This is a genomic window from Nocardiopsis sp. CNS-639 (assembly GCF_000381685.1).
GTDB classification, from domain to species: domain Bacteria; phylum Actinomycetota; class Actinomycetes; order Streptosporangiales; family Streptosporangiaceae; genus Nocardiopsis; species Nocardiopsis dassonvillei.
The window spans coordinates 265,337-289,111 of sequence record NZ_KB906857.1; the positions used below are offsets into that span (position 1 = coordinate 265,337).

At 73.9% G+C, this 23,775-nt stretch carries 17 protein-coding genes; 8 read left to right on the top strand and 9 right to left on the bottom strand.

What is annotated here, in order from left to right; genetic code table 11:
- Window positions 1-11: 11 nt before the first annotated feature.
- Window positions 12-422: a MerR family transcriptional regulator gene (locus G011_RS0108575; RefSeq protein WP_019608107.1), complete on the top strand. Its 411-nt coding sequence runs from the start codon at window positions 12-14 to the stop codon at window positions 420-422.
- Window positions 423-517: 95 nt separating this feature from the next.
- Window positions 518-1,663 (top strand): hypothetical protein, encoded by a 1,146-nt coding sequence (locus G011_RS0108580; protein WP_026338143.1) that lies wholly within the window; start codon window positions 518-520, stop codon window positions 1,661-1,663.
- Window positions 1,664-1,690: 27 nt separating this feature from the next.
- Here the strand turns inward: G011_RS0108580 and G011_RS0108585 are convergent, their stop codons facing one another.
- The 4 genes from G011_RS0108585 to G011_RS0108600 all read right to left on the bottom strand — a co-directional run bounded on the left by G011_RS0108585 (window position 1,691) and on the right by G011_RS0108600 (window position 5,319).
- A complete protein-coding gene (locus G011_RS0108585; RefSeq protein ID WP_019608109.1) occupies window positions 1,691-3,037 on the bottom strand; it encodes a serine/threonine-protein kinase in 1,347 nt (448 codons plus the stop codon).
- A 142-nt stretch (window positions 3,038-3,179) separates the two neighbouring features.
- Complete coding sequence (locus G011_RS31025) at window positions 3,180-3,356, bottom strand: Trm112 family protein (RefSeq protein ID WP_013154764.1); 177 nt, start codon at window positions 3,354-3,356, stop codon at window positions 3,180-3,182.
- 49 nt (window positions 3,357-3,405) lie between these two features.
- The gene (locus tag G011_RS0108595) at window positions 3,406-4,767 is read right to left on the bottom strand and encodes a phosphomannomutase/phosphoglucomutase (RefSeq protein WP_019608110.1); all 1,362 of its coding nucleotides are present in this window, start codon (window positions 4,765-4,767) and stop codon (window positions 3,406-3,408) included.
- Window positions 4,768-4,917: 150 nt separating this feature from the next.
- Entirely contained in the window at window positions 4,918-5,319 is a 402-nt protein-coding gene (locus tag G011_RS0108600) for a DUF3499 domain-containing protein (protein ID WP_026338144.1), read from the bottom strand.
- 271 nt (window positions 5,320-5,590) lie between these two features.
- On the opposite strand from G011_RS0108600, the gene G011_RS0108605 reads away from it, so the two are divergent.
- Window positions 5,591-5,986, top strand: coding sequence for a metallopeptidase family protein (locus tag G011_RS0108605; RefSeq protein ID WP_026338145.1), 396 nt, complete (start codon window positions 5,591-5,593; stop codon window positions 5,984-5,986).
- Window positions 5,987-6,045: 59 nt separating this feature from the next.
- Here the strand turns inward: G011_RS0108605 and G011_RS0108610 are convergent, their stop codons facing one another.
- The 4 genes from G011_RS0108610 to G011_RS32850 all read right to left on the bottom strand — a co-directional run bounded on the left by G011_RS0108610 (window position 6,046) and on the right by G011_RS32850 (window position 13,645).
- Complete coding sequence (locus G011_RS0108610; protein ID WP_019608113.1) at window positions 6,046-7,701, bottom strand: DUF5719 family protein; 1,656 nt, start codon at window positions 7,699-7,701, stop codon at window positions 6,046-6,048.
- A gap of 246 nt (window positions 7,702-7,947) precedes the next feature.
- The gene (locus tag G011_RS0108615) at window positions 7,948-11,361 is read right to left on the bottom strand and encodes a glycosyltransferase family 2 protein (protein WP_019608114.1); all 3,414 of its coding nucleotides are present in this window, start codon (window positions 11,359-11,361) and stop codon (window positions 7,948-7,950) included.
- 417 nt (window positions 11,362-11,778) lie between these two features.
- The gene (locus tag G011_RS0108620) at window positions 11,779-12,066 is read right to left on the bottom strand and encodes a WhiB family transcriptional regulator (protein ID WP_013154770.1); all 288 of its coding nucleotides are present in this window, start codon (window positions 12,064-12,066) and stop codon (window positions 11,779-11,781) included.
- A gap of 238 nt (window positions 12,067-12,304) precedes the next feature.
- Window positions 12,305-13,645: a hypothetical protein gene (locus tag G011_RS32850; RefSeq protein WP_026338146.1), complete on the bottom strand. Its 1,341-nt coding sequence runs from the start codon at window positions 13,643-13,645 to the stop codon at window positions 12,305-12,307.
- 240 nt (window positions 13,646-13,885) lie between these two features.
- Between G011_RS32850 and cofD the strand changes: the two genes are divergently transcribed.
- The 4 genes from cofD to G011_RS0108645 all read left to right on the top strand — a co-directional run bounded on the left by cofD (window position 13,886) and on the right by G011_RS0108645 (window position 19,626).
- The gene (cofD, locus tag G011_RS0108630) at window positions 13,886-14,875 is read left to right on the top strand and encodes a 2-phospho-L-lactate transferase (RefSeq protein WP_026338147.1); all 990 of its coding nucleotides are present in this window, start codon (window positions 13,886-13,888) and stop codon (window positions 14,873-14,875) included.
- On the top strand, window positions 14,872-16,167 hold the full coding sequence (locus G011_RS0108635; protein WP_019608116.1) for a coenzyme F420-0:L-glutamate ligase: 1,296 nt from the start codon (window positions 14,872-14,874) through the stop codon (window positions 16,165-16,167). Before cofD ends, G011_RS0108635 begins: the two co-directional genes overlap by 4 nt.
- Before the next feature lie 269 nt (window positions 16,168-16,436).
- Entirely contained in the window at window positions 16,437-18,020 is a 1,584-nt protein-coding gene (locus tag G011_RS0108640; protein WP_019608117.1) for a Na+/H+ antiporter, read from the top strand.
- Between the two features lie 343 nt (window positions 18,021-18,363).
- Window positions 18,364-19,626: a glycosyl hydrolase family 18 protein gene (locus G011_RS0108645; protein WP_019608118.1), complete on the top strand. Its 1,263-nt coding sequence runs from the start codon at window positions 18,364-18,366 to the stop codon at window positions 19,624-19,626.
- 149 nt (window positions 19,627-19,775) lie between these two features.
- On the opposite strand, the gene G011_RS0108650 is transcribed toward G011_RS0108645, so the two are convergent.
- Complete coding sequence (locus tag G011_RS0108650; protein ID WP_081642942.1) at window positions 19,776-22,403, bottom strand: bifunctional FO biosynthesis protein CofGH; 2,628 nt, start codon at window positions 22,401-22,403, stop codon at window positions 19,776-19,778.
- 387 nt (window positions 22,404-22,790) lie between these two features.
- Between G011_RS0108650 and G011_RS29630 the strand changes: the two genes are divergently transcribed.
- On the top strand, window positions 22,791-23,747 hold the full coding sequence (locus G011_RS29630; protein ID WP_036552391.1) for a lysylphosphatidylglycerol synthase domain-containing protein: 957 nt from the start codon (window positions 22,791-22,793) through the stop codon (window positions 23,745-23,747).
- Window positions 23,748-23,775: the final 28 nt, after the last annotated feature.

Genomic DNA, 23,775 nt, shown 5'->3' on the forward strand with positions numbered 1-23,775 from the left:
GGGTCGCGTGCATGGCCGCCCTCGACGACGACCCGACCCCCTCCGACCTCCGGCCGCGCGGCCCCGTGCCGATCTCCGCGGCCGCCGACCGTGTGGGCACCACCGCGCGGATGCTGCGCTACCGCGAGGGCCTGGGCCTACTGCCCCGTACCCAGGAGCAGCCCACCGGGCGCGGGCACCGGCACCGCCGGTTCACGGAGGAGGACCTGCGCACGATCGCGGTGGGCCTGGAGCTGGAGCGCGAGTTCGACATTCCGCCCGCCGCGCTGGCCTTCGCCCTGCGGGTGCTGGCCGAGCCCGAGGTGCTGGCGCGGGTGCGCTCGCACGGGGAGCGCCTGGGCAGGCTCGCCGCGGCGCCCGCCCGCGCGCTGGACTTCGAGAAGCAGAAGGCGATGCGGCTGCTGCACGGCCGCCGCCCCTGAACACTCCCGGTTTACGCTCCGACGCGTCCGGTAGCGGCCACAGGTCGGGGCCCGAGACAGGTTTTGGCCAACTGTCCACTGGCTACGGAAGACACGTGGATACCCTACGTTGCGGTGCGGACCTGGACCGGATTCCGGCCCTGGTGCGCGAGGACCTCATGGACGTCGACCGGCTGCGGGCCATCTGGGCCCAGCACCGGCAGAGCCAGCCCCGACGGGCCAGGGACGCGGCGCGGCGCGAGCTGACCGGCCGCCGGGTGCGGGCGCTGGGCGGCGGGCCCGCCCTGGAGGAGCTGGTGGTCTCCGCCGCGGCGGACGGGGCCTCAGGGCGTCAGTTGACCGCCGCGTTCGTCCTGGAGCTGGCCGAGCGCGCCAGGAACCTGCCCGAGGACTGCCCGGCGCGCTCTCCCCAGCGCCCGGTGGACTCCGAGCAGGCGCTGCGGCTGGCGCGGGCCGCCTCGGTGCCCGCCCATCCGGTGGTGCGCGCCGCCCAGGTCTACGCCGAGGCCGTGGCGGTGCTGGCCGAGCTGGACCCCGAGCGCCCCGGGGGCACGCACGCGTGGGCGCTGCCGTGGCTGCTGGCGTCCCTGGTGCTGCGGCGGGCGGACTTCCCACCGCTGCTGCCCGATCCCCTGGCGCCGCCGTGGAGCGGGCGCGACGCCGACGAGCGCCTGGCCGGGATGGTCCGCCACTTCGCGCGCCTGGTGACCGGCACGCTGCTCGACGAGCTGAGCTGGACCCCCGAGCACGTCCCCGAACCCCGCTCCCCCGTGTCGCCGCTGGCGGCGGTGACGCGCCGCCGCGTCCTGGACTACGTGCGCTCGCGCCGGAGCTCGCTGGCCATGATCCTGCGGGCGCTGGACCCCGCGGCGCGCACGTCGGTGTACTCGGGCGGTTCGGACGACTCCGAGCCCGGAACCGCCTCGGAGGTGGTGGTCCGCAACCTGCTCACGCCGGGGGCCGCGCACTGGTGGACGGCGCTGGAGCTGACGGTGGGCGGGGCGTCCCTGTCGCTGTTCGTGGTGGTCCAAGAGGTGGGCCGTCCCCGGACGGGGGTGCTCGCGGTCACCGCGGACGCGCGCCTGACCACCCCGGAGGGGGCGCGCGACGCGCTGGGCATGTCCGGCACCGACAGCGTGACCGTGATGCCCACGGACTGTGTGGACGACCGCTGGCCCCAGGTGCGCGACCTCGTGGACGAGGCCGTGTCCCGGGCCATGAACGAGCTCACCCGGGTCTGAGCGGTCAGCGCCGCTGGTGGCCGGGGATCAGCCGCTGATGGCCAGCAGGAGCAGCACAAGCAGCAGGATCACGATGGTGATGAGCACCGCCGGGATCACCCAGCTCTGCTGGAGCACCGAGTTCTGCTCGACGGGGCGCGGCATGGGCTGCTGCGCGCCGGGGCGGGCGTAGGTCTGGTTGGGGTTCATGCCCGTGGCCATGGGGTTGGCGCCCGCGTGCAGGCCGTGGGGCATGCCGGGCGGCGGGGGCGGGTAGGCGGGGGCGCCCGGGCGCGGGTTGGACGTGCCCGGGTGGCCGGGGATTCCGGGCCTGGGGTTGGAGGTGCCGGGGTGGACGAAGCCGTGGCGGGGGTCGGAGCCCATGGGGTGCCCCGGCATGCCCGGACGGGGGTTGGAGGCACCGGGCTGCGCGTACCCCGCGGCGCCCGCCTGCGGGCCGCTGTGCGGCTGCTGCGGCCCGGTGTGCGGCCGGTAGGGCATCTGGGCGCCGGTGAACAGGCCGGTCTGGGCGATCTGCTCGCCCTGCTTGACGGCGTCGTCGGTGGAGGGGCCGGAGGCCTCGGGGCCCTCGTGGCCCAGCAGGCGCATGAGGAGCGTCTGGGCGTTGGGCCGGTTGTCCGGGTTCTTGTCCAGGCAGGACTCGACGATCGGACGCAGGGCCTCGTCCATGCCGGTCAGGTCCGGGGGCGCGCTGACCACGCGGTGGACGACCGCCGGGACGGTGTCGGAGCCGAACGGCGCCCGCCCGGTGGAGGCGAAGGCGATGACGCAGCCCCAGGCGAAGATGTCGCACTTGTCGGTGATGTCGCGGCCCTCGATCTGCTCGGGCGCCATGTAGGAGGGCGTGCCGACGATCGAGTTGGTCATGGTGGCGGTGCCGTCGTCGATCCGGGCGATGCCGAAGTCGATGACGCGGGGGCCGTCCGGGCCGATCAGCACGTTGCCGGGCTTGAAGTCGCGGTGGACGATGCCCGCCTTGTGGATGGCGACCAGGGCGGTGGCGGTGGTGATGGCGAGCCGCTGGAGGGTGGAGCCCTTCTGGGTGGCGCCCTTGGCGATGGTCTCCTGGAGGTCCTTGCCCGGTACGAACTCGCTGACCACGTAGGGCGGGTCGCCGTCGAGCCGGGCGTCGATGATCGCGGCGGTGCAGAAGGAGGCGACCTTCTGCGCCGCACGGACCTCCTTCTCGAACCGCTTGCGCAGGTCGCTGTCGCGCGACCACTGGTCGTTGAGGACCTTGACCGCGTACTGCTCGCCGCCGGAGTCCTCGGCGAGGTAGACGATTCCCTGGCCGCCCTTGCCCAGCCGCCCTGTCACGCTGTACTCGCCGAACGAGGAGGGGTCGCTCGGCAGTAGCGGTTCGGGACCGGGCATCGGTGTCCTCCGGGAGATTAGGGGTGAGGGGGCGCGCAGCACCAGGGTACGGGTTGCGGGGAACGCGGTGGTGCGTCCCGTCGTGCCCCGTTACCCCGGCGCAACCGTTATGACTGCTGGAACGCCCGGGGCGTTCCCGGTCTCACCCGATTTTTCGCGCCTCGTCGACCAGCAGGACCGGGATGCCGTCCCGGATGGGGTAGGCCAGGCCGCTCTCGTCGCAGACCAGCTCGTCGGTCTCGGGGTCGTGGCGCAGCGGGGCCTGGCTCTGCGGGCAGGCCAGGATCTCCAGCAGCCAGCCGTCGATCTTCGTGCTCATGTCCTCGTTCCTCTGCAGTGGGGTGTCCCTCTGCCCCCATGATGCCTGGTCAGGCGCGGACGATGGCCAGGACCTCGTCGCGCAGACCGGCCATGGACGCCTCGTCGGGGGCCTCGACGTTGAGCCGCAGCAGCGGTTCGGTGTTGGAGGCGCGCACGTTGAACCACGACCCGTCGGGGAGGGAGACGGTCAGGCCGTCGAGTTCGTCGACGGTGACGCCGTCCCGCCCGGCGAAGGCCTCGCGTACCGCGGCCATCCGCCCGGGGGCGTCGGCGACCTTGGAGTTGACCTCCCCGGACCCGGCGTAGCGCGAGTAGGCCTCGGCGATCCGGGAGAGGGGGCGGTCGTCGTTGCCCAGCACCCGCAGGACGTGCATCGCGGCGAGCATACCGGTGTCGGCGCGCCAGAAGTCGCGGAAGTAGTAGTGGGCGGAGTGCTCCCCGCCGAAGATCGCGCCCGTCTCGGCCATGGTGGCCTTGATGAAGGAGTGCCCGACCCGGGTGCGGACGGGCTTGCCGCCGTTCTCGCGGACGATCTCGGGCACGGCCTGGGAGGTGATGAGGTTGTGGATGATCGTGGCGCCCGGCTCGCGCTCCAGCTCCTGGGCGGCCACCAGGGCGGTGACGGCCGAGGGCGGAACGGCGTCGCCGTTCTCGTCCACGACGAAGCAGCGGTCGGCGTCGCCGTCGAAGGCCAGGCCGATGTCGGCGCCGGTCTCGCGGACCTTCGCCTGGAGGTCCACCAGGTTGTCGGGGTCCAGGGGGTTGGCCGGGTGGTTGGGGAAGGTGCCGTCCAGCTCGAAGTAGAGGGGGACGACCTCCAGCGGCAGGCCCTCCAGGACGGCGGGGACCGTGTGGCCGCCCATGCCGTTGCCCGCGTCCACCGCGACCCTGAGCGGGCGGACGCCCGAGAGGTCGACCAGTTCGCGCAGGTAGTCCGCGTACCCCGCCAGCAGGTCGCGGTGCGTGACCGTTCCCGCGGGGCCGTCGTGGGCGGGCGCTCCCCCCTCCAGGATCTCCTCGGCCAGGCGGCGGATCTCGTCCAGGCCCGTCTCGCCGCTGATGGGCGCGGCCCCGGCCCGGCACATCTTGATGCCGTTGTACTCGGCGGGGTTGTGGCTGGCGGTGAACATGGCGCCGGGCAGGTCCAGGTGGCCCGAACCGTAGTAGAGCAGGTCGGTGGAGCCGAGCCCGGCGAAGACCACGTCCAGGCCCTGGCCGGTGACGCCCTCGGCGAAGGCGGTGGCCAGCTCGGGCGAGGAGGGGCGCATGTCGTGGGAGACCACCACGGCCTCCCCGCCGACCACACGGGCGAAGGCCGCTCCGATCGCCCGCGCGATGTCGGCGTTGAAGGTGTCGGGGATCACGCCCCGCACGTCGTATGCCTTGAAGATGCTTGCGAGGTCAGCCACGTCTTCTCCGGCCAGGTCGGTCCTGCTTGGGTTCGGTCCCGCGCGGCCGGGCCGCGCGCGGTACAAAACTAGCAAGGCGTCCCCGTGAACCCCCGCACCACCGCCGGTTCGGGCCCGGGCGGCTCCCCGCCGCGGCGGGGGCGGCGTCGTCTACCCGCCGGAGTGCCGGGGGGGCTGCTGTTCGCCGCGCCCCGGATCGGATCTGACCACGCGCAGGTGCCCCCGGCGCAGAGTCCCGGTCCCCTCGCCGATCTCGTCGGAGGGGTCCTTGCGGGCAGGCGGGCGGGCCGCCTCACGTACGGCGTCGGCGAGGGCCTCCAGGTCGTCGCTGCCCGGGCCGCCGCCCGTCGTCTCGACCGGGAGTCGGACGACCTCCCAGCCGCGCGGTGCCGTCAGCCGGTCGGCGTGCACGGCGCAGAGGTCGTAGCAGTGCGGTTCCACGTAGGCGGCGAGCGGGCCGAGGACGGCCGTCGAGTCCGCGTAGACGTACGTGAGCGTGAAGACGGCAGGCTGTCTGCAGGCGGTACGGGAGCAGCGTCGAACAGGGCTCACAGCGTTCGACTGTATGCCTTTACTGAGGGACACGCCAGCATCGTTCCATGAGCTGGCCCGTTCGCGCTCGTCCGCGGGCTCCGCGCGCCGCCCTCCGACGCTCTCCCGGGGGTCGGCGCACCCCCTCCGACCCGTCCCCCGTCACCGTCCGGCGGCCCGCTCCTCGGGCGAGTGAGCGCTTTCGCCTCGGGAGGGACTACGCGCGGGGCCCGTGATGGCTTAGTCTCGAAGTGTGCGACGAGTGCGCCTTTCCAGTGGCCAACCAGACCGAGTGCGGCGCCGGGACCGCCGCGGCCGAGGCATCCGCGGTCCTCTCGTGCCCTCTGACCTGCCGGTTTTCCGTAGCCGGGCGCAGGCCTTCGACGACCTTGTCCTGGACGCCGTCGAACGCCTCGAACGCCTGTGGGCGCGGGAGCTGGCCAATGTCGACTTCCTCGTGGAGGACGTCCCCCCTGTCGAGCCCCACGGCCCCCTGACCGAGGCGATCCCCTTCTCCCGCCTGGAGACCGATCCCTCCGGCCGGGCCAGAATCGTGGTGTACCGGCGTCCGGTGGAGATCCGGACGAAGGATCCGGAGGAGATGGCCCTCCTCGTCCACGAGACGGTCGTCGAGGAGGTCGCCAACCTGCTCGGCGTGGAACCGGAGTCGGTGGACCCCGAGGGCTGACCGGGCCGGCCCGGGACCCCTCAGGGCCGCCCGGACGCGTCGGCCCCCGGTCAGCGCGGCTAGGGGACCACTCCCACCATGCTGTCGCGTACCACCGGGAGTTCGACCCGCACCGGCGCGGGCGTCACCGGCAGTACACCCAGCCCGCCCCCGCCGCCGCGCAGCACGCGGGCGACGTGGACGGGCTCGGAACCGTCCAGGACCTCCAGGCGGACCGCGTAGCCGTCCTCGGGCGCGGTGCCCGGAGGCGCCTGCCAGCCGTCGTCCCCGCCGAACACGGTGGTGGTCCCGGCGGCGACCTGCACGCGCACGGCGTCGCCCTGGGTGGCGTCGGCGCCGATGGGGGTGGCCATGAGGGTGGCGTCGCCCCCGACGGCGGTCAGGAGCAGCTCGGTGTCGGCGCCCTCGGGGACGTCGGGCAGGACCGCGGTGGTGTCCAGCGGGAAGCCGAGCGGCGGCACCGCGGAGGTGTGGGCCGCCTCGACCACCTCGACGTCGTCCCCCTCCCCGCTGACCGCCTCGGCGGCGACACCGGCGACCACGGGCGCGTCCGCCCGCACCACGACCGCGCCGGGCTCCCCGGCCAGGACGGTCTCCAGGCTGAGCCAGGCGGAGGCGGCCGGGGGCACGCTGAAGGTCAGCGGGTCGTCGGCGCTGGCGCCCTGTGCCTCCCCCTCCTGCCCGTCCTCCTCCCGCGTCTCGTCCGGCCCGTCCTCCGGGGCCGGGGTGACGGTGTGCACGCGCACCTGGACGGGCTCGTCGCCCGGCGCGGCCACGTGCAGGCGGCGACGGCCGTCGCCGCCGGGAACGCCGGGGATCACGTGCTCCCGGGCGGGCGCAGCCGTGGGCGGGACCCAGTCGGCGGTGCCGGAGGAGTGCTCGGCGAGCAGGGAGGCCGCGACCCGTCCCGTGCTGGTGCGCACGTGGACTCCGACGGCGCTGGTTCCGCCGACCAGTTCGGTCAGGTCCAGTTCGGTCGCCGCACCGGCGGGCAGGGCGATGCCCCTGCTCTCCTCGGAGGAGGAGGGACCGCCCTCGGTGTAGACGTCCACGCTGACCGTGGCCCGGGAGTCCTCGGGGTTGGCCAGGTGCACGGTGAGCGCGTCGAGTCGCATGCCCTCGATGCCGTCGCCTCCGGGGAGGGCGAACCAGGTTCCGACGGAGGGTTCGAGGCAGCGGACCTCGGTGGCCGAGCCGTCGGAGAGGGTGGTCTGGGCGGTGTCGAGTCCGGAGGCCAGGGAGCCCTCGGCGCGCACGGCGGTGGGGGCGTCGCTTCCGGCGGTGTCGGTGTTCCACACGCGGCCGGGCTCGGTCAGCTCCTCGCCGACGGTGCCGCCCCGGGCACCGTCCGCGCCGCCGTCGTCCCCACCGGCCTCACCGTTCCCGGGGTCCTCCTCGTTCCGGCCGTCCCCACCGGTCTCGCCGTCCCCGGGGTCCTCGGCGTCCTCCTCGGGGGCCTCGGGAACCGACTCGGCCCACAGCTCGCCCTCGTCGTCGCGGCTCACCCTCGGAGCGAAGGCGGCCACGGAGCTGTCCCCCGACTCGTGCGGGGCGGGGCACACCCGCACCGCGTGGTCGGGCCGCACGGTCCCGGGGGCGGTGACGCCCAGCTCCGCGGTGATCGGCCCGGTCGCGAACGCGACGCCGAACAGCGCGGCCAGGGCCAGCGAGACCAGCCCGAACAGCGCGAACCGGTTCTCCACGATCAGTCGCACGGTCGGGTCCTCCCGCTCGGTACCGGACGCATGGCGGGCCTGGTCGGCCCGGCCGTCCCGGTGTCCTCGTCTGCTGCTCCCCGGAGCGGCGCCCCCGCCCGGCACACCGTTCCCGGGGCCACCGTTGCCGGGTACGCCGTTCCCGGGACCGGTGACGGCCACGGGTGCACCCCCGTCGCCCCCGGTCGCGGGGCCGCCGTCCGCACACCGCCCTCCGGGCTCCCCCGGCGCGCTCTCCTCCCGCGGTCACCGGCCACGGCGCCGCTCCCCCCTGCGCACGCCGCGGGTGCCCCGGCGGCGGCCCCCGCCCCGCACGGCGGGCAGCGTGCCGGTGTCCTCCTCGGACGCGGAACCGGGCGGGACGCCGTCCTCCGGCGCGTCCGCTCCGGCGTCCCCGTCCGCGCGCACGCCGGAGTCCTCACCGCCGGGCCGCGACCGGCCGGGCCTGGCGCGTGAGCCCCGGCGCGAGGACGCCCGGGGCCTCCCCGAGCGCCGCAGCCGCTCCGGCCGCCGCGGGCGGGGTGTGGGCGTGGCCTCGATCAGCCGCGCCTCCTCCTCGGTCCGCACACCCGGCGCGGCGAGGACCGCGACCACCGTGAGCAGGATCCCCTGCGTGAGCAGCCAGGCCGCGTGGACGTAGTCGGTGTGCCAGACGCGCAGGTCGCCGCCCTCCACGGGCAGCGCCCAGGCCTGGGTTCCGTTCTGGGTGGGGACGGGGTCCAGTTCGACGCCGTCCAGGCTGGCGCGCCAGCCGCTGTCGGCGGCCTCGGCCAGGGCGAGCCGCCGCCCGGTGCCGCCCTCGGGGACCGGGGCGCTCACCTCGTCCGCGTCCCCGCGCACCGCGAGGACCTCGGCTTCGACGCCGTCCTCGGAGACCACCCGCAGCGCGCCGGTGGGGGCGGCCAGCCGCCAGAGCGCGTAGTGGCGCGACAGCGACTGCCGCTCCAGCCCCGGCGTGCCGTCCAGGGTGTCGACCATGGTGACGTCGGCGGGGCCGCTGATCCGCGGGCGCGGGTAGAGCACGTACTGGATACCGAAGTCGGCCAGGGTGTACATCTGGTCGCCGCCCTGGCCGACGGTGAGTTCGGCCACGGCCCGGTCCATCGCCCCGCGGATCCCGCTCTCGGGCACGAGGTGCTCCTCGCCCAGACGGGGTTCGCGTCCGCGCACGACCAGGTAGTCCACGCCGCCCTCACCGTCGGCGGTGACCACGAGGGTGCGCGGCCGGGTCCCCGCCCCGTCGGACCCGCCGCCCTCGACGGCCCCGGCCCCGGTCAGCGCACCGGGGACGACGGGTTCGGCGTGCGCGGTGACCGGCCCCCGCACGCCCTCCCACATCCACACGCCCGCGGCGCAGACGGGGGTCGCCAGGGCGAGCAGTCCCACGGCGAGCGCGAAGACCCGCCTGGGTCCGCCCAGGCGCACCATGTCGCCGAAGGAGCGCGCGGCGGTCGCCGCCGACAGCAGCACCGCCGTGGCGGCGAAGGTCAGGGCGACCCCGGGCCAGACCGGCGCCGGGGGGCCGCCGTAGTAGGGCTCGACGACCACCCGGCTGGTCAGGATGGCCACGAGGATCCCGAACAGGGCGAGCGACCACCCCGCTGCGGCCAGCATCCGGTTGCGGAGCAGCAGCAGGGAGCACAGCGCGGCCACGGCGAACCCGGCCGTGACCCAGAACGGCGGTGTCCCGGGGCCGCCCGGCGAGAGCATGAGCAGTTCCTGCGGGGTCGGGCCCGGCGCCGACAGCTCGGGGCGGTGCAGTCCCGCCTCCAGCAGCCACAGGCTGGGGTGCAGGAGCAGTTCGAGCGTCCACGGCATCAGCAGCACGAGCGGGACGGCCAGGCCCAGCGCGACGCTGACGTAGATCCGGCGGCCGAGGTGGCCGAAGGCGACGGCCACCAGCACACCGGTGACCAGTGACAGGAGCCACACCATCGGCACGAACGCGGTGGCGACCGTCAGGACCAGGCCCACTCCCCAGGCCGCGCGGCGCGAGGGTTTGGGCGGCATCGACACCAGCCGCACCAGCAGCAGCCCCAGCACCGGCAGCAGGACGTGGACCAGGGCGGTACCCAGGCGGCCCTGGGCGACCGCGCCGGTGGCCACCGGCAGCAGCGCGTAGGCCGCGGCCGTCCACAGGCGTGCGGGGCGAAAGCCCAGCACCTCGCGGGCGAGCAGGTAGGCGGTCAGCCCGGACAGGGGCACGCAGCCCAGCAGGACGATCGTGACGGCCAGCCAGGGCTTGCCCAGGGTGAGCGTGGACAGCAGGGCGAGCAGTCCGACGTAGGGCGGGACGGGGTCGGCCGCGCCGAGCCCGCTGTCGGGGCTGCCGGACAGGTACAGGTTCCACAGGTCGCCCGCGCCGCCCGCGACCGGGGGCAGGGCACCGCCCGCCAGGAGGTCGCCCAGGAGCAGGGAGCGCTCGGCGACGAGGGCCACCGCGGCCAGGGCCAGGACCAGCAGCACCCCTGGCCGCAGGAGCACGCTGCGCACGAAGCCGGCGGTGTCGGTGGGGATCTCGTCCTCGTCCTCGGCGGCGGGCGGCGCGGTGACGGCCTGGTGGCGGCCGGGGGTGTTGCGCACGGGCTCCCCGGACAGGATCCCGGTGAGCACGTCGTGGACCTGGCGCATGGCCACGCCGCGCGCGAGGAAGGGCCGGATGGCGCTGTAGGTGCGGCGGCGGTCGCGGCGGCGCCGGAAGCGGGCGCGCATCAGCCGGAGCGGCCGCAGGTAGACCAGGGTGATCGCGGCGGCCTCGTCCAGGGCGTTGGCGGGCTGCTTGATGAGCAGGTACCCCACCACCCGCAGCAGCGAGGCCACGGAGTTGCGCAGCAGCGCGGCCACCATGCCGCCCAGGGGCAGGTTGGCCAGCAGCACGAAGACGGCGTGGCGGCGGTCCACCCGGCGCGGATGGTTGCGGGTGGCGGAGATGGGTCGGCGGCGCCGGGCGGAGGCCTCGGCGTGGTAGGCGACCGCGTCGGTGACGAGTACGGCGCGCAGTCCGGCGCCGCCCACCCGCCAGCAGAAGTCGATGTCGTCGCGGAACAGCGGCAGGGAGGGGTCGAAGCCGCCGAGGCGGTCCCACACGTCACGGCGCACGAGCATGCCCGCGCTGGAGACCGCCAGGACCTGGCGTGTGCCGTCGTGCTGGCCGTGGTCGAACTCGCGCTGCTCCAGGCCGGTCTCGCGGCGGCCCGCGCCGTCGATGGTCACGCCCGCCTCCACCAGGAGGCGGCGGTCGAACCAGTCGCGCAGCTTGGGGCCCAGGACGGCGGCGCGGGGGTCCTGGTCGGCGGCGTCCAGCAGGTGGGCGAGCGCGTCCCGGTCCGGGGTGAGGTCGTCGTGGATCAGCCAGATCCACTCGGTGGCGTCCTCGTCGAAGCCGCGTACGGCGCTGGTGGAGCGCGGCAGTTCCAGGGCGGCGCGGACGGCGTCGCCGTACCCGGTGTCGGCGGGCAGCTCCACGACGGCGTCGGCGGGCAGGAACCGGGCCAGGATCTCGGCGCTGTCGTCGGTGCTGCCGGTGTCGGCGGCGACGGCCCGCTGGACGGGCCAGGACTGGCCGCGCAGCGCCTGCATCGTCTCGGGCAGCCAGCGGGCGCCGTCGTGGGAGACGATGACCGCGGTGACGACGTGTCGGGCGAAATCCTGGTCAGGCACGGCTGTGGTGGGTTCTCTCCGGGAGGGGGCGCGGCCCCGATCGGGTCCGCGGGTCCGGCCGGGCGGGGCCGACGGGCGCGACCGCGCTCCGGACGCGGTCCGCACGCGGGACGTCACGGCCGACCGCGGCCCTCGTGACCTCGTGGGGCCGGACAGGGCCCGCGCGGGACATCACCCTACGCCACTCGCCACCATTACGGGCCTATTCGTCACACGCCGCTGCGGCCGACCATATCGGAGCATTCACACCGCGACGGAGAGCCCTATTCGAACACACATTCGAATAGAGTCCGGCATATCCGGGCATTACAGCCCCCGGCCGCGCCGCGGACACAATCGCCGCGCGCCGGGGAAGGGACCGAACATGAAAAACGCGCGCCCGGGCTCGCGGCCCGGACGCGCGTCTCACACGCGGCCCTACAGCATCTCCGCCAGGAAATCGAAATCTCCCCCGGCGGCTTTCTTCAGCCTGCGGCGCTCGCGTTCGGAGAGTCCCCCCCAGATGCCGAAGCGCTCATCGTGCTCCAGCGCGTATTCCAGGCACTCCGCGCGTACCTCGCACGACTGGCAGACCTTCTTGGCTTCCCGCGTCGAGCCGCCCTTCTCGGGGAAGAACGCCTCCGGGTCGGTCTGCGCGCACAGGGCACGCTCCTGCCAGCCCAGATCCTCATCCGAGCCGTGCGCCAGCGGGATGACCTCGCTCATGCGCACCTCCTGTTGCCCCCCATAGATGTCCCCGGCCCTTTTCGTCCCCCGGGCCGGGTGGAATCCCACCTTGAAATTACACGTGGGTCGCTTGCTGAGAGTCAAGCGCCCTGCGTGGTAATCCACTGAATATCATGTAACGAACCGCCAACGGCAGCCCGGTGATGTCCGTTCTGCGGATTACCACGCAATTCACGACCTTCCGAGGCGGTGGGGAGCGCGGGCCGACGGAGCCGGGTCAGCGCTTGTCCTCGCCGCCGTACCACCCCTGCTGGTCACCGGTTCCGCCCTGTCCCTGCTGGTCAGAGCCGTATCCGGTGCCCGCTCCGTACTGCCCTCCGTACGATCCCCCGCCCTGGCCGGGCGTCTGGTTGCCGTTGTTCTCACCGGAGTTAAAGAAAGGATCAAGATTGCTGTCGGCCGGGGTGTCCTGCGCCTGCTTCCCCTGGTCAGCGCCCTGGTACCAGCCGTACTGGATCGCGTCCTGGGCGGCCTGCTCGCCGGAGGCGGGCTGCTGCTCGGTGCTCTGCGGGGCGTACTGGGACGGGTCGTAGGCGTACTCGCCCGGCTGGCCGTAGGCGGCCTGCTGGCCCGAGGCGTCGGTGCCGTACTGCTGGCCGTAGGACTGCTGGGCGCCGGTCCCGTACTGCTGCTGGACGGGGTCGGTCCCGTACTGCTGACCGTAGGCCTGCTGCGCGGGGTCCGCCCCGTACTGCTGGCCGTACTGCTGGGAGGCGTCGTAGCCCTGCTGGACGGGCTGCTGCCCGGAGGCGTCGGTGCCGTACTGCTGGCCGTAGGACTGCTGGGCGCCCGTGCCGTACTGCTGCTGGACCGGGTCGGTCCCGTACTGCTGGGCCGGGGCGTCGGTCCCGTACTGCTGCCCGGAGGCGTCGGTGCCGTACTGCTGGCCGTAGGACTGCTGGGCGCCGGTCCCGTACTGCTGCTGGACCGGGTCGGTCCCGTACTGCTGACCGTAGGCCTGCTGCGCGGGGTCCACGCCGTACTGCTGGGCGGCGCTCTGGGCGGGGTCGGCGGGCTGGCCCGGGTAGGCCGGCTGGGCGAAGGACTGCTGCGCGCCGGTGGCGGGCGGGAACTGCTGCGGGTAGGCGTTCTGCGGCCGCACCACCCTGGGGACCAGGGTGGGGTCGTTGAAGGCCTTGAGCGCGGCGAAGCCGAAGATGCCGAGCACCGCGCCCTGGGCGACGGTCCCCAGCATCCGGGCGAAGCCGTGGCCGATGTTGATCGCGTCGATGAAGCCGCAGATCACCGTGATCAGGCAGAACAGCAGGCCCACACCGGTGATGATCATCGCGGTCAGCACGACCGGGGAGGCGCCCGCCCTGGTCCTTTCGCTGGTCAGCACGAGGGCCACGGCGACGGCGACCAGGATCGTGATGGTCACACCGAAGAAGTTGGCGGAGCCCGCGTCGTACATGGCCGAGGCGAAGGACGTCTCCGAGCGCCAGCCGCTGGATCGGACGATCACCTGGATGAGCCCGGAGAGCATGAGCACGCCCGCGGCTGCAAGCAGGACCCAGGCCCCCGGAAGGCGCAGGCGTTCTAGCGTTTCGTTCTTCAAGAGAGGTTCCCCATCTACTGCTGCTTCGCCGTCGGGTCGTTGGGAACGGCGTCGGGCTGTCACGTGTGGATCGACCGCGTCCGGGCATGGATGTGGGGACACCGGGCGGGGCCGAAGAGTGGGATGGCGACCGCGGCCACGGAGTTCACGGATCTCCGATACCGGAACGGTCACACACGGATCATGCCCACGGCGGGGCAGACGACCCATACACGCCCCCAGACTGCCAGACTTGGACGCATGCGGATAGTCGTACCGGCTGGCGGTATCGGCGGCGCGCGGTTCCTCCGCGGCCTCAGGGCGGCGCTCGGAACCGTGGCGTCGGCCACCGAAGAGCACACCACAGACAACAGCATCACCGTCATCGGCAACACCGGTGACGACATCACCCTGTTCGGGCTGAGAATCTGTCCGGACCTGGACACGGTGATGTACACCCTCGGCGGGGGGATCAACGAGGAGCAGGGCTGGGGCCGGACCGACGAGTCCTTCACCGTCAAGGAGGAGCTCGCCGCCTACGGCATGAAGCCCACCTGGTTCGGTCTGGGCGACCGCGACACCGCCACCCACATCGTGCGGACGCAGATGCTCGCCGCCGGATTCCCCCTCTCGGCGGTCACCGAGGCGCTGTGCGACCGCTGGCGCCCGGGCGTGCGGCTGCTGCCGATGACCGACGACCAGGTCGAGACGCACGTGGTCGTCGACGACGGCGAGGGGCGCCGGGCCATCCACTTCCAGGAGTGGTGGATCCGGCACCGCGCGGCGCTGCCCGCCGAACAGATCGTCAGCGTCGGGGCCGAGACGGCCAAGCCCGCACCCGGTGTGCTGGAGGCGATCGCCGAGGCCGACGCCGTGATCCTGCCCCCGTCCAACCCGGTGGTCAGCGTGGGCTCCGTCCTGGGCGTTCCCGGAATCCGCGAGGCCATGGCGGCCAAGACCGTGGTGGGCGTCTCCCCCATCATCGGCGGAGCGCCGGTGCGCGGCATGGCCGACGCCTGCCTGACCGCGATCGGGGTGGAGACCAGCGCGGGCGCGGTCGCCGCGCACCTGGGCGCCGACCTGCTGGACGGCTGGCTGGTGGACGAGGCCGACGCGGGCACCGAGGTGGAGGGGATCGAGGTGCGCTCGCGTCCCCTGTACATGAGCGACCCCGCCACCACCGAGGCGCTCGCACGGGCGGCCGTGGACCTGGCCGTGGAGCTGGCGCAGAGCAGGGGAGGCGGCGAGTGAGCACCGAACTGCGCGTGCGCGGGCTCGGCGGCATCCCCGAGGTGCGGTCGGGCGACGACCTGTCGGCCCTGGTCGCCGAGGCGGTGGCCGCCTCCGGGACCGCGCTGGCCGACGGGGACATCCTCGTGGTCACCTCCAAGATCGTGAGCAAGGCCGAGGGCCGCGCCCGCCGGATGGACCGGGAGGAGGCCGTCGCCTCCGAGACCGTCCGAGTGGTGGCCCGCACGGGCAGGACCGGGATCATGCAGACCCGGCAGGGGCTGGTCATGGCCGCCGCGGGGGTGGACGCCTCCAACGTCGAACCCGGCACCGTGCTGCTGCTGCCCGAGGACTCCGACGCCTCCGCCCGCGCGCTGCGCGCCGGGCTGCGCGAGCGCCTGGGTGTGAACGTCGGTGTGATCGTGTCCGACACCTTCGGGCGGCCGTGGCGGATCGGGCAGACCGACGTGGCCATCGGCGCCGCCGGGCTGTCCGCCGTGCAGGACCTGCGCGGCACCGCCGACACCCACGGCAACCTCATGGAGGCGACCGTCAACGCGGTGGCCGACGAGATCGCCGGGGCGGGAGAACTGGTCAAGGGCAAGACGAACGGGGTCCCGGTCGCGGTGGTCAGCGGCCTGGGCGGCCTGGTCACCGAGGAGGACGGTCCGGGGGCGGCGGTGCTGATCCGCACGCCCGAGGCCGACCTGTTCCGGTACGGGTCGCGGGACGTGGTCCCGGCCCGGCGGACGGTGCGCTCGTTCACCGACGCGCCGGTGGATCCGGCGGCGGTGCGGCGGGCGGTGGCCGCGGCGGTGACGGCCCCCGCGCCGCACCACACCACGCCGTGGCGCTTCGTGCTGGTGGAGTCGGCGAACACGCGCAAGCGGCTGCTGGACGCGATGCTCGCGGCGTGGGTGGCGGACCTGCGCGGTGACGGGTTCAGCGAGGAGCAGATCGCCCGGCGCACGCGGCGCGGCGACGTGCTGCGCGGCGCGCCGTACCTGGTGGTGCCCTTCCTCGTGGCCGACGGGGCGCACCCCTACCCGGACGCGCGCCGGGCCGACGCCGAGCGGTCGATGTTCCTGGTGGCGATGGGCGCCGGGGTGCAGAACCTGCTGGTGGGGCTGGCCGTGGAGGGGCTGGGGTCGGCCTGGGTCTCCTCGACCATGTTCTGCGCGGACGTGGTGCGCGAGGTGCTGGAGGTGCCCGAGGAGTGGCGGCCGATGGGCGCGGTGGCCGTGGGGCACGCGGCCGAGGCGCCGAAGGAGAGGCCGCCGCGCGACCCGGAGGACTTCGTCGCCGTGCGTTAGCGGACCGGCCGCGACCGTCGTCGGCGTGGACCGGGGGACCTCCTTCGTGTCGGTCCCGTACCCGTAGCGGGGTCGGACGGTCCCGACCCGCCGCAGGTGCGGGACCGCACTGGGCGGCACCGGTCGCGACGCGTCGGGCGGCGCTCCCTCCGCTCGGTGACGCGGTGGTCGCCGGGGGCCTCTCCCCCCGGCGACCGGCGCGTCAGGGCGGCCGGCGGGCCCCGGCAGCGCCATGCTGGTGCGTGCGGGGGTCGGCGGGGAGGTGCGGAGTGTCCGTCGAGGAGTACGTGGTCGCCACACTGGTGATCGTGGTCGCGGTGATCTGCGGCCGGCTGGTCGCGGGGCGGCTGCGGGTGCCGGGCGCGGTCGTGCTGGTGCTGCTGGGCATGCTCCTGGGGCTCGTGCCCTGGCTGCACTCGCTGTCGATCTCCCCCCAGGTCATCCTGCTGGTGTTCCTGCCCCCGCTGATCTACAACGCCGCGTTCTTCTCCTCGCCCAAGGACATGCGCGAGCTGGCGCGCCCCATCGTGGTGATGGCGGTGGGGGTGACGCTGCTGACGGCCTTCGGCCTGGCCGGGATCGTCCACCTGCTGATGCCGTCGGTGGGGTGGCCCGCTGCGATCGCCCTGGGCGCCGCCGTCGCGCCGACCGACGCCGTGGCGGCCTCGGCGATCCTCAAGCGGGTGGGCACCCCGCGCCGGGTGCTGACCCTCCTGGAGGGCGAGTCCCTCATCAACGACGGGGTCGCGCTGACCCTGTTCAGCCTGGCCGTGACCGCCATGGTGCACCCGCTCACACCCGAGGAGGGCCTGGTCGAGCTGGTGAAGGTCGTGGCGGGCGGCCTGGTCTACGGCGCCGTGGTGGCCCTGGCGGTGTCGTGGTCGCGGACCCGCATGCGGGATCCGTCCCTCCAGCTGATGGTCGTGCTGATCACGCCGTTCGCGGCCTACATCCCGGCGGAGATGGCGGGGTTCTCCGGGGTGCTGGCGGCGGTGGTCGCCGGTTTCTACCTGGGCACGCGCGGTGAGGGGCTGCTGCCGCCGCGGGTGCGGGTGAACGGGCAGACGATCTGGGGCGCCCTCGTGGGGCTGTTGGAGTCGATGCTGTTCGTGGTGCTGGGGTTGCAGCTGGACTCGGTGGTCACGGCGGTGCGGGACCAGTTCGCCTTCCTGGACCTGGTGTGGGTGGCGCTGGCGACGACGGCCACGGCGGTCGCCCTGCGCATGGGGCTGATGCTGGTGGTGATCCCGCTGCACCGGATCCCGCCGTTCTCGAAACTGGAGGGCGCCGACCTGCGGGAGCGGTTGGTCGTCGGGTGGAGCGGGATGCGCGGGGCGGTGTCGCTGGCGATAGCCCTGTCCCTGCCCGCGGAGCTGGGCGGTGAGCCGTTCACCGAGCGGGGCGCGCTGGTGTTCGTGGCGGGGGTCGTGGTGCTCGGGACGCTGGTGGGGCAGGGGATGACGCTGCCGCTGCTGCTGCGCAAGCTGGGCATGGCGCGCGAGGGCGCGCGGCGGATGGAGTTCCTGCGGGCGGACGAGCAGATGAGCTGCGCCGCGCTGAGCAAGGTGGACGAGCTGCTGCGGGAGGGCGAGGTGGACGACCGCACCGCCGACTCGCTGCGCGCGGTGTACACGCGGCGCGTCTCGCAGGTGCGGGGGCTGATGGACGCCGCGGACGGGCGGGCGCGTGAACGGGTGGACAGCGGCAGGGCCGTGCACGCGCAGATCACGCAGGCGCGCAGGGACGCGCTGGTGTCGATGTACCGGGAGGGCGACATCGACCACGCCGTGTTCCAGGAGATGAGCCGGGACCTGGACATCCGGGACACGGGGACGGGTCCGTACGGTTCGTGAGCCGCGGGGCGGCCGGGGCCGGGGCCGCCTTCCCCGTGGGAAGCGGGGCCTTCCGGGACCGTTCCGCACGCCGCGTGTGAATGTGTGGGAACCGGAGCCCGCGGGGCGCGAACGCCCGCGCGGGCGCGCACGGACTGTGACGAGCGGTGGACGCGGCGGTCGTCCCTCCTGGTACTGAAGAGGCTTTTGAGGCTTGAGAAAAGCACTGAGGCTCCCAGAAAAACTACAAACTTTCCTTACCGTTTTCGTTGACGCAGCCGCGTGACAACTTTAAAGTTTCCTAACAATTAGCGGCTCACAGAGCCCCTTCGTCACCCCCGCTCGACGACAGGAGCAACCCCCGATGCCCGAACACCGCCTCAGGAAGGCCCCCAGGGCCGCGAAGGCCGCGCTGACCGGCGCCCTCGCCCTCCTGACCGCCGGACTCCTCGCCGGTTTCAGCCAGCTCTCCCCCGCTCCCGCCGAGGTCGAGACCGTGTCCGACAGCGACTCCGCCCAGGTCCAGCAGACCGGCCAGTGGCTCACCGGGTACTGGCACAACTTCGACAACGGCTCCACCGTGATGCCGCTGTCGGAGATCCCCTCCGAGTACAACCTGGTGGCCGTCGCCTTCGCCGACAACCACCCCACCCTCGACGGCGGAATCACGTTCAACCTGGCCAGCGGCGAGCTGGGCGGCTACACCGACCAGCAGTTCCGCGACGACATCGCGGCCATCCAGGCCGAGGGCCGCAAGGTCATCATCTCCGTGGGCGGCGAGCGCGGCCACGTGGACGTCACCAACGCCACCCAGGCGAGCAACTTCGCCGACACCGTGTACCAGCTGATGCAGGACTACGGCTTCGACGGGGTCGACATCGACCTGGAGCACGGCATCAACGCGCAGTACATGTCCCAGGCCCTGCACGACCTGAGCGGCCGGGCCGGGTCGGACCTGATCATCACGATGGCGCCGCAGACCATCGACTTCCAGAGCCCCGACCGGGAGTACTACAAGCTGGCGTCGGACATCTCCGACATCCTCACCATCGTCAACATGCAGTACTACAACTCCGGCTCGATGCTGGGGTGCGACGACCAGGTGTACCACCAGGGCACCCCGGACTTCGTCGCCGCGCTGGCCTGCATCCAGCTGGAGATGGGGCTGAGCCCGGACCAGGTGGGCCTCGGACTGCCCGCCGTGCAGTCCGCCGCCGGGGGCGGGTACATGGCGCCCAGCCAGGTCGTGCGCGCCCTGGACTGCCTGGAGGCCGGGACCGACTGCGGCTCCTTCTCCCCCGCCGCCCCGTACGGCCCCATCGGCGGTGTGATGACCTGGTCCATCAACTGGGACGCCACCAGCGGCTACGCCTTCGCCGAGACCATCTCGGCGCGCCTGGCCACCGGCCCCGGCAGCGGCGGCGGGCCCACCGAGGAGCCGACCGAGGAACCCACCGAGCAGCCCGGCGACTGCACCGCCGCGGCCTGGACGGCCGACAGCGTCTACACCGGCGGCGACGTGGTCTCCCACGGGGGCTCGGAGTACCGCGCCCAGTGGTGGACCCGCGGCGAGGAGCCGGGCACCACCGGCGAGTGGGGCGTCTGGAGGCTCGTCGGCACCTGCTGACCCGAGGCCGCGTGGGAGGGTCCCCACCCCTTCCGTCACACGCGGCTCCCCGGCGGCCCGTCACACACTCCCCGCGGGTGACGGGCCGCCGCCCCCACGAGGAGGGGGTGAAGCGCCGTCCCCCGGCGCTTCACCCCCTCCTCCGGCGTCTAGACCAGCGGCAGCGAGGGGCGCCGGACGCTGGGGGCCACGCCGTCGCTGGCCTCGGCCGCGCGCTGGCGCTCCTGCGGCACCGGACCGTAGGTCGTGGTGCGCTGGCGGACGGGGCGGCCCGTCGGCTCGACCAGGGCGCGGATGTCGCTGATGGTCTTGAACGACCCCTGGCCCGACCCGGCCATCCGGCTGATGGTCTCCTCCATCAGGGTGCCGCCGACGTCGTTCACCCCGCCCGAGAGCAGCTGGCGGCAGGTGTCCTCGGCGAGCTTGACCCACGAGCACTGGATGTTGTCGATGTGCCCGTGCAGCAGCAGGCGGGCCAGGGCGTGCACGGCGCGGTTCTCCCGGACCGTCGGCCCGGTGCGGGCCAGCCCGGCCAGGTAGATGGGCGCGTTGGTGTGCACGAACGGCAGCAGGACGAACTCGGTGAACCCCCGGCGGCCGTTGCGCTCCACCGACCGCTCCTGGAGGGAGCGCAGCAGCTTGATGTGCGCCACCCAGTGCCTGGGCGAGTCCACGTGCCCGTACATCATCGTGGACGTGGTGGGGATGCCCAGGTCGTGCGCGGACGTGATGACGTCGATCCACTCGGCCGCGGGCAGCTTGCCCTTGGTGAGGATCCAGCGGACCTCGTCGTCGAGGATCTCGGCGGCGGTGCCCGGCACGGAGCCCAGCCCGGCCTCGCGGGCGCGCAGCAGCCACTCGCGGACCGGCAGGTTGGTGCGCGCCGCCCCGTTGACCACCTCCATCGGGCTGAACGCGTGGACGTGCATGTCCGGGACGCGCTCGCGCACGGCGGCGGCGATGTCGAAGTAGGCGGTGCCGGGCAGGTCCGGGTGGATGCCGCCCTGCATGCACACCTCGGTCGCCCCGGCCTTCCACGCCTCCTCGGCGCGGTCGGCGACCTGCTCCAGGGAGAGCGTGTAGGCGTCGGCGTCGGTGCGGCGCTGGGCGAACGCGCAGAAGCGGCAGCCGGTGTAGCAGACGTTGGTGAAGTTGATGTTCCTGGTCACGACGTAGGTGACGTCGTCGCCGACCGCGTCCCGGCGCACCCGGTCGGCCAGGTCGGTCAGCGCCTCCAGCTCGGCCCCGTCGGCGTGCAGCAGGGCGAGCGCCTCGTCGTCGGACAGCCCCGCGGGGTCGGACTCGGCGCTGCGCAGGGCCGCCGCGATGTCGGGGTCGAACCTGCGCGGCACGGCCCCCTCGCGGTCCACGCCGGAGCGCAGCTCGTCCCAGTCCCCGTAGACGGCGTCGAAGTCGCCGCGGCGGTCGGCGGTGCGCCCCTCGGCGTCGATCCCCGTGTGCAGGTCGGTGCGGCCGGAGGAGACCAGCACCGCGTCGGGCTCCTGCCAGGGGCGGCCCACCACGGGCGCGTCCTCGCGGGCCAGGCCGGTCTCGGGGTCGGCGAGGGCGGCCACGTGCCCGGCCACGCGCGGGTCCAGCCAGGGCTCCCCGGCCAGGACGTACTCGGGGTAGACGGTGAGCCGCTCGCGCAGGGCGAAGCCGTGGGCGGCGGTGCGCGCGGCGAGGTCGTCGATCTGCGGCCAGGGCCGCTCCGGGTTGACGTGGTCGGGGGTGAGCGGGGAGACCCCGCCCCAGTCGTCGATCCCCGCGCGCAGCATCAGCCCGTACTCGTCCACGCCCCCGTGCTCGGCGCCGATGAGGTTGGGCGGCGCCTGCACGTGCGCCCTGGGCCCCATGACCAGACGGGTGACGGCGATGGCGGCGGCCATCTCCTCGCGTTCGGCGTCGGGCCGGTGCATCATCGCGGTCGCGGGCTTGGCGCGGAAGTTCTGCACGATGACCTCCTGGACGCCGCCGTAGCGCCGGGAGGCGCCGCGCATCGCGAAGATCGACTCGGCGCGCTCGGCGGTGTTCTCACCGATGCCCAGGAGGATGCCGGTGGTGAAGGGGACGCTGGAGCGCCCGGCGTCCTCCAGCACGCGCAGCCGTACCGCCGGGTCCTTGTCCGGGCTGCCGTAGTGGGCCTGGCCCTTCTCGGTGAACAGCCGGGTGGAGGTGGTCTCCAGCATCATCCCCATGGAGGGGGCGACGGGCTTGAGGCGCTGGAGGTCGGCCCAGGTGAGCACGCCCGGATTCAGGTGCGGGAGCAGGCCGGTCTCCTCCAGCACCATGATGGCCATGGCCCGCACGTAGGACAGGGTGTCGTCGTAGCCGTGGGCGTTGAGCCACTCGGCGGCCTGCTTCCAGCGGTCCTCGGGCCGGTCGCCGAGCGTGAACAGGGCCTCCTTGCAGCCCATCTCGGCGCCCCGTCGGGCGATGTCCAGGACCTCGTCGGGCGACAGGAACGGGGCGTCGAGTCGGCCCGGCACCGTGGCGAACGTGCAGTAGTGGCAGCGGTCGCGGCACAGGCGGGTCAGGGGGACGAACACCTTGCGGCTGTAGGTGACGACCCCGGGGCGGCCCGCGGCCTCCAGCCCGGCGTCGCGCACCCTTCCGGCGTGTTCGAGGAGGACGTCCAGGTCCTCGCCCCTGGCGTGCAGGAGTACCTCTGCCTCGGTGACGTCGAGGGTCTTGCCGTCCCGGGCGCGGGCCAGGGCCCTGCGCATGGCGGACGGGGTCGGGGAGGGGACGGGGGACGGGTCGTTCGCACCACTCATAGGGCGCAACCCTACGCCCCGGCCCTTTCGCGCGCGCGAACGCACCACCAGTGGCGCCGGATGTGTGCGGGGCGTCACCGCCGGGTTCCGCCGCTGGTCGGGAGTGCGGGAGGGGCCCCGGGGCGTGGTGGGGCCTGTGGTCCAGGAGTGCACGCTGTGGCCCACTGATCCGGGAATCCACGATGGCTGGGACGGCGTGGACGGACCCGCTGAGCCGGAACGCCCGCAGCGGCCGGGAGGCGGAGCGCGAGGCGCGGACGGAGGTGCCGGTCCGGTACGTCCGCGGGGCTGGGCACGGCGGCGTGGGCGGGCCTCCGTCCGTAACGTCCACGGGGACCGGCGGGTGCGCGGGCGGCGTAGGGTCGGCACGTACGGGAGGGAGGCCACGTGCTGAGTCGGCTGCGCAGTAGTCCGTGGGTGCGGTTGGCGCTGTTGCTGGTGGTGTGCGTGTGCGTGGGACTGGCCCTGCGCGCGAACTGGGCACAGGCCCGGGACGCCGCGGCGGCGCTGCCCCTGTGGGTGCTGCCCGCGGCGGTGCTGACGGGCATGGCGGGGCTCACCGCGCAGATGCTCGCCTGGCGTGCGCTGCTGGCCGGGATGGGCTCCCCCCTGCCCCGCCGCACGGCGGCCCGCGTCATGTTCGTGGGACAGCTCGGCAAGTACCTGCCGGGTTCGGTGTGGGCCTTCGTGGCCCAGGTGGAGCTGGCCCGGGACTGGAACGTGCCGCGCACACGCGGTGCGGCGGCGACCCTGCTCGCGGTGGGGGTGACGGTCGCGGCCGGGCTGGCGGTCGCGGCGGTGGCCCTGCCGCTGTCGTCGGCGGAGGCGGCCCGCCGCTGGTGGTGGGCGCTGGCGCTGGCACCCGTGCTGCTCGCCGCGCTGCACCCGCGCGTGGTCGGCTGGGGGATCCGGCTGGCGGCCCGGCCCTTCGCCCGGTTCCGCGAGGTCGCCGAGGCCGGGCCCCTGGACGTGCGCGGGAGGTCCATGGCCGCGGCCGTGGGGTGGACCCTGGTGGCGTGGGTGCCCCTGGGCCTGCACGTGTGGCTGCTGACCTGGGCGGTGGGCGGCGAGGCGCTGCGGTCGCTCGGTCCGGCGGTGGGCGCCTACGCGCTGGCGTGGACGCTGGGGCTGCTGGTGGTGTTCGCCCCGGCGGGCCTGGGGGTGCGCGAGGCGGTACTGGTGGTGGCGCTGGCGCCGGTGGTGGACGCAGGGGCCGCGCTGGTGGTGGCGGTGCTGTCGCGGCTGGTGATGACCGTGGCGGACGTGGCCTGGGCGGGGCTGTCGGTGCTGCTGTCCCGGAGGGCCGTGCCGGGGCCGGAGGCCGTGCCCGGACCGCGTTCCTGACGGGCGTCGTCTCGTTCCCCGGCCGGTC

Excerpts from the sequence above, each read along its gene's own strand:
- G011_RS0108575 (WP_019608107.1), top strand. The coding sequence starts at position 12 with ATGGCCGCCCTCGACGACGACCCGACCCCCTCCGACCTCCGGCCGCGC.
- G011_RS0108585 (WP_019608109.1), bottom strand. The coding sequence starts at position 3,037 with ATGCCCGGTCCCGAACCGCTACTGCCGAGCGACCCCTCCTCGTTCGGC.
- G011_RS31025 (WP_013154764.1), bottom strand. The coding sequence starts at position 3,356 with ATGAGCACGAAGATCGACGGCTGGCTGCTGGAGATCCTGGCCTGCCCG.
- G011_RS0108620 (WP_013154770.1), bottom strand. The coding sequence starts at position 12,066 with ATGAGCGAGGTCATCCCGCTGGCGCACGGCTCGGATGAGGATCTGGGC.
- cofD (WP_026338147.1), top strand. The coding sequence starts at position 13,886 with ATGCGGATAGTCGTACCGGCTGGCGGTATCGGCGGCGCGCGGTTCCTC.
- G011_RS0108645 (WP_019608118.1), top strand. The coding sequence starts at position 18,364 with ATGCCCGAACACCGCCTCAGGAAGGCCCCCAGGGCCGCGAAGGCCGCG.
- G011_RS0108650 (WP_081642942.1), bottom strand. The coding sequence starts at position 22,403 with ATGAGTGGTGCGAACGACCCGTCCCCCGTCCCCTCCCCGACCCCGTCC.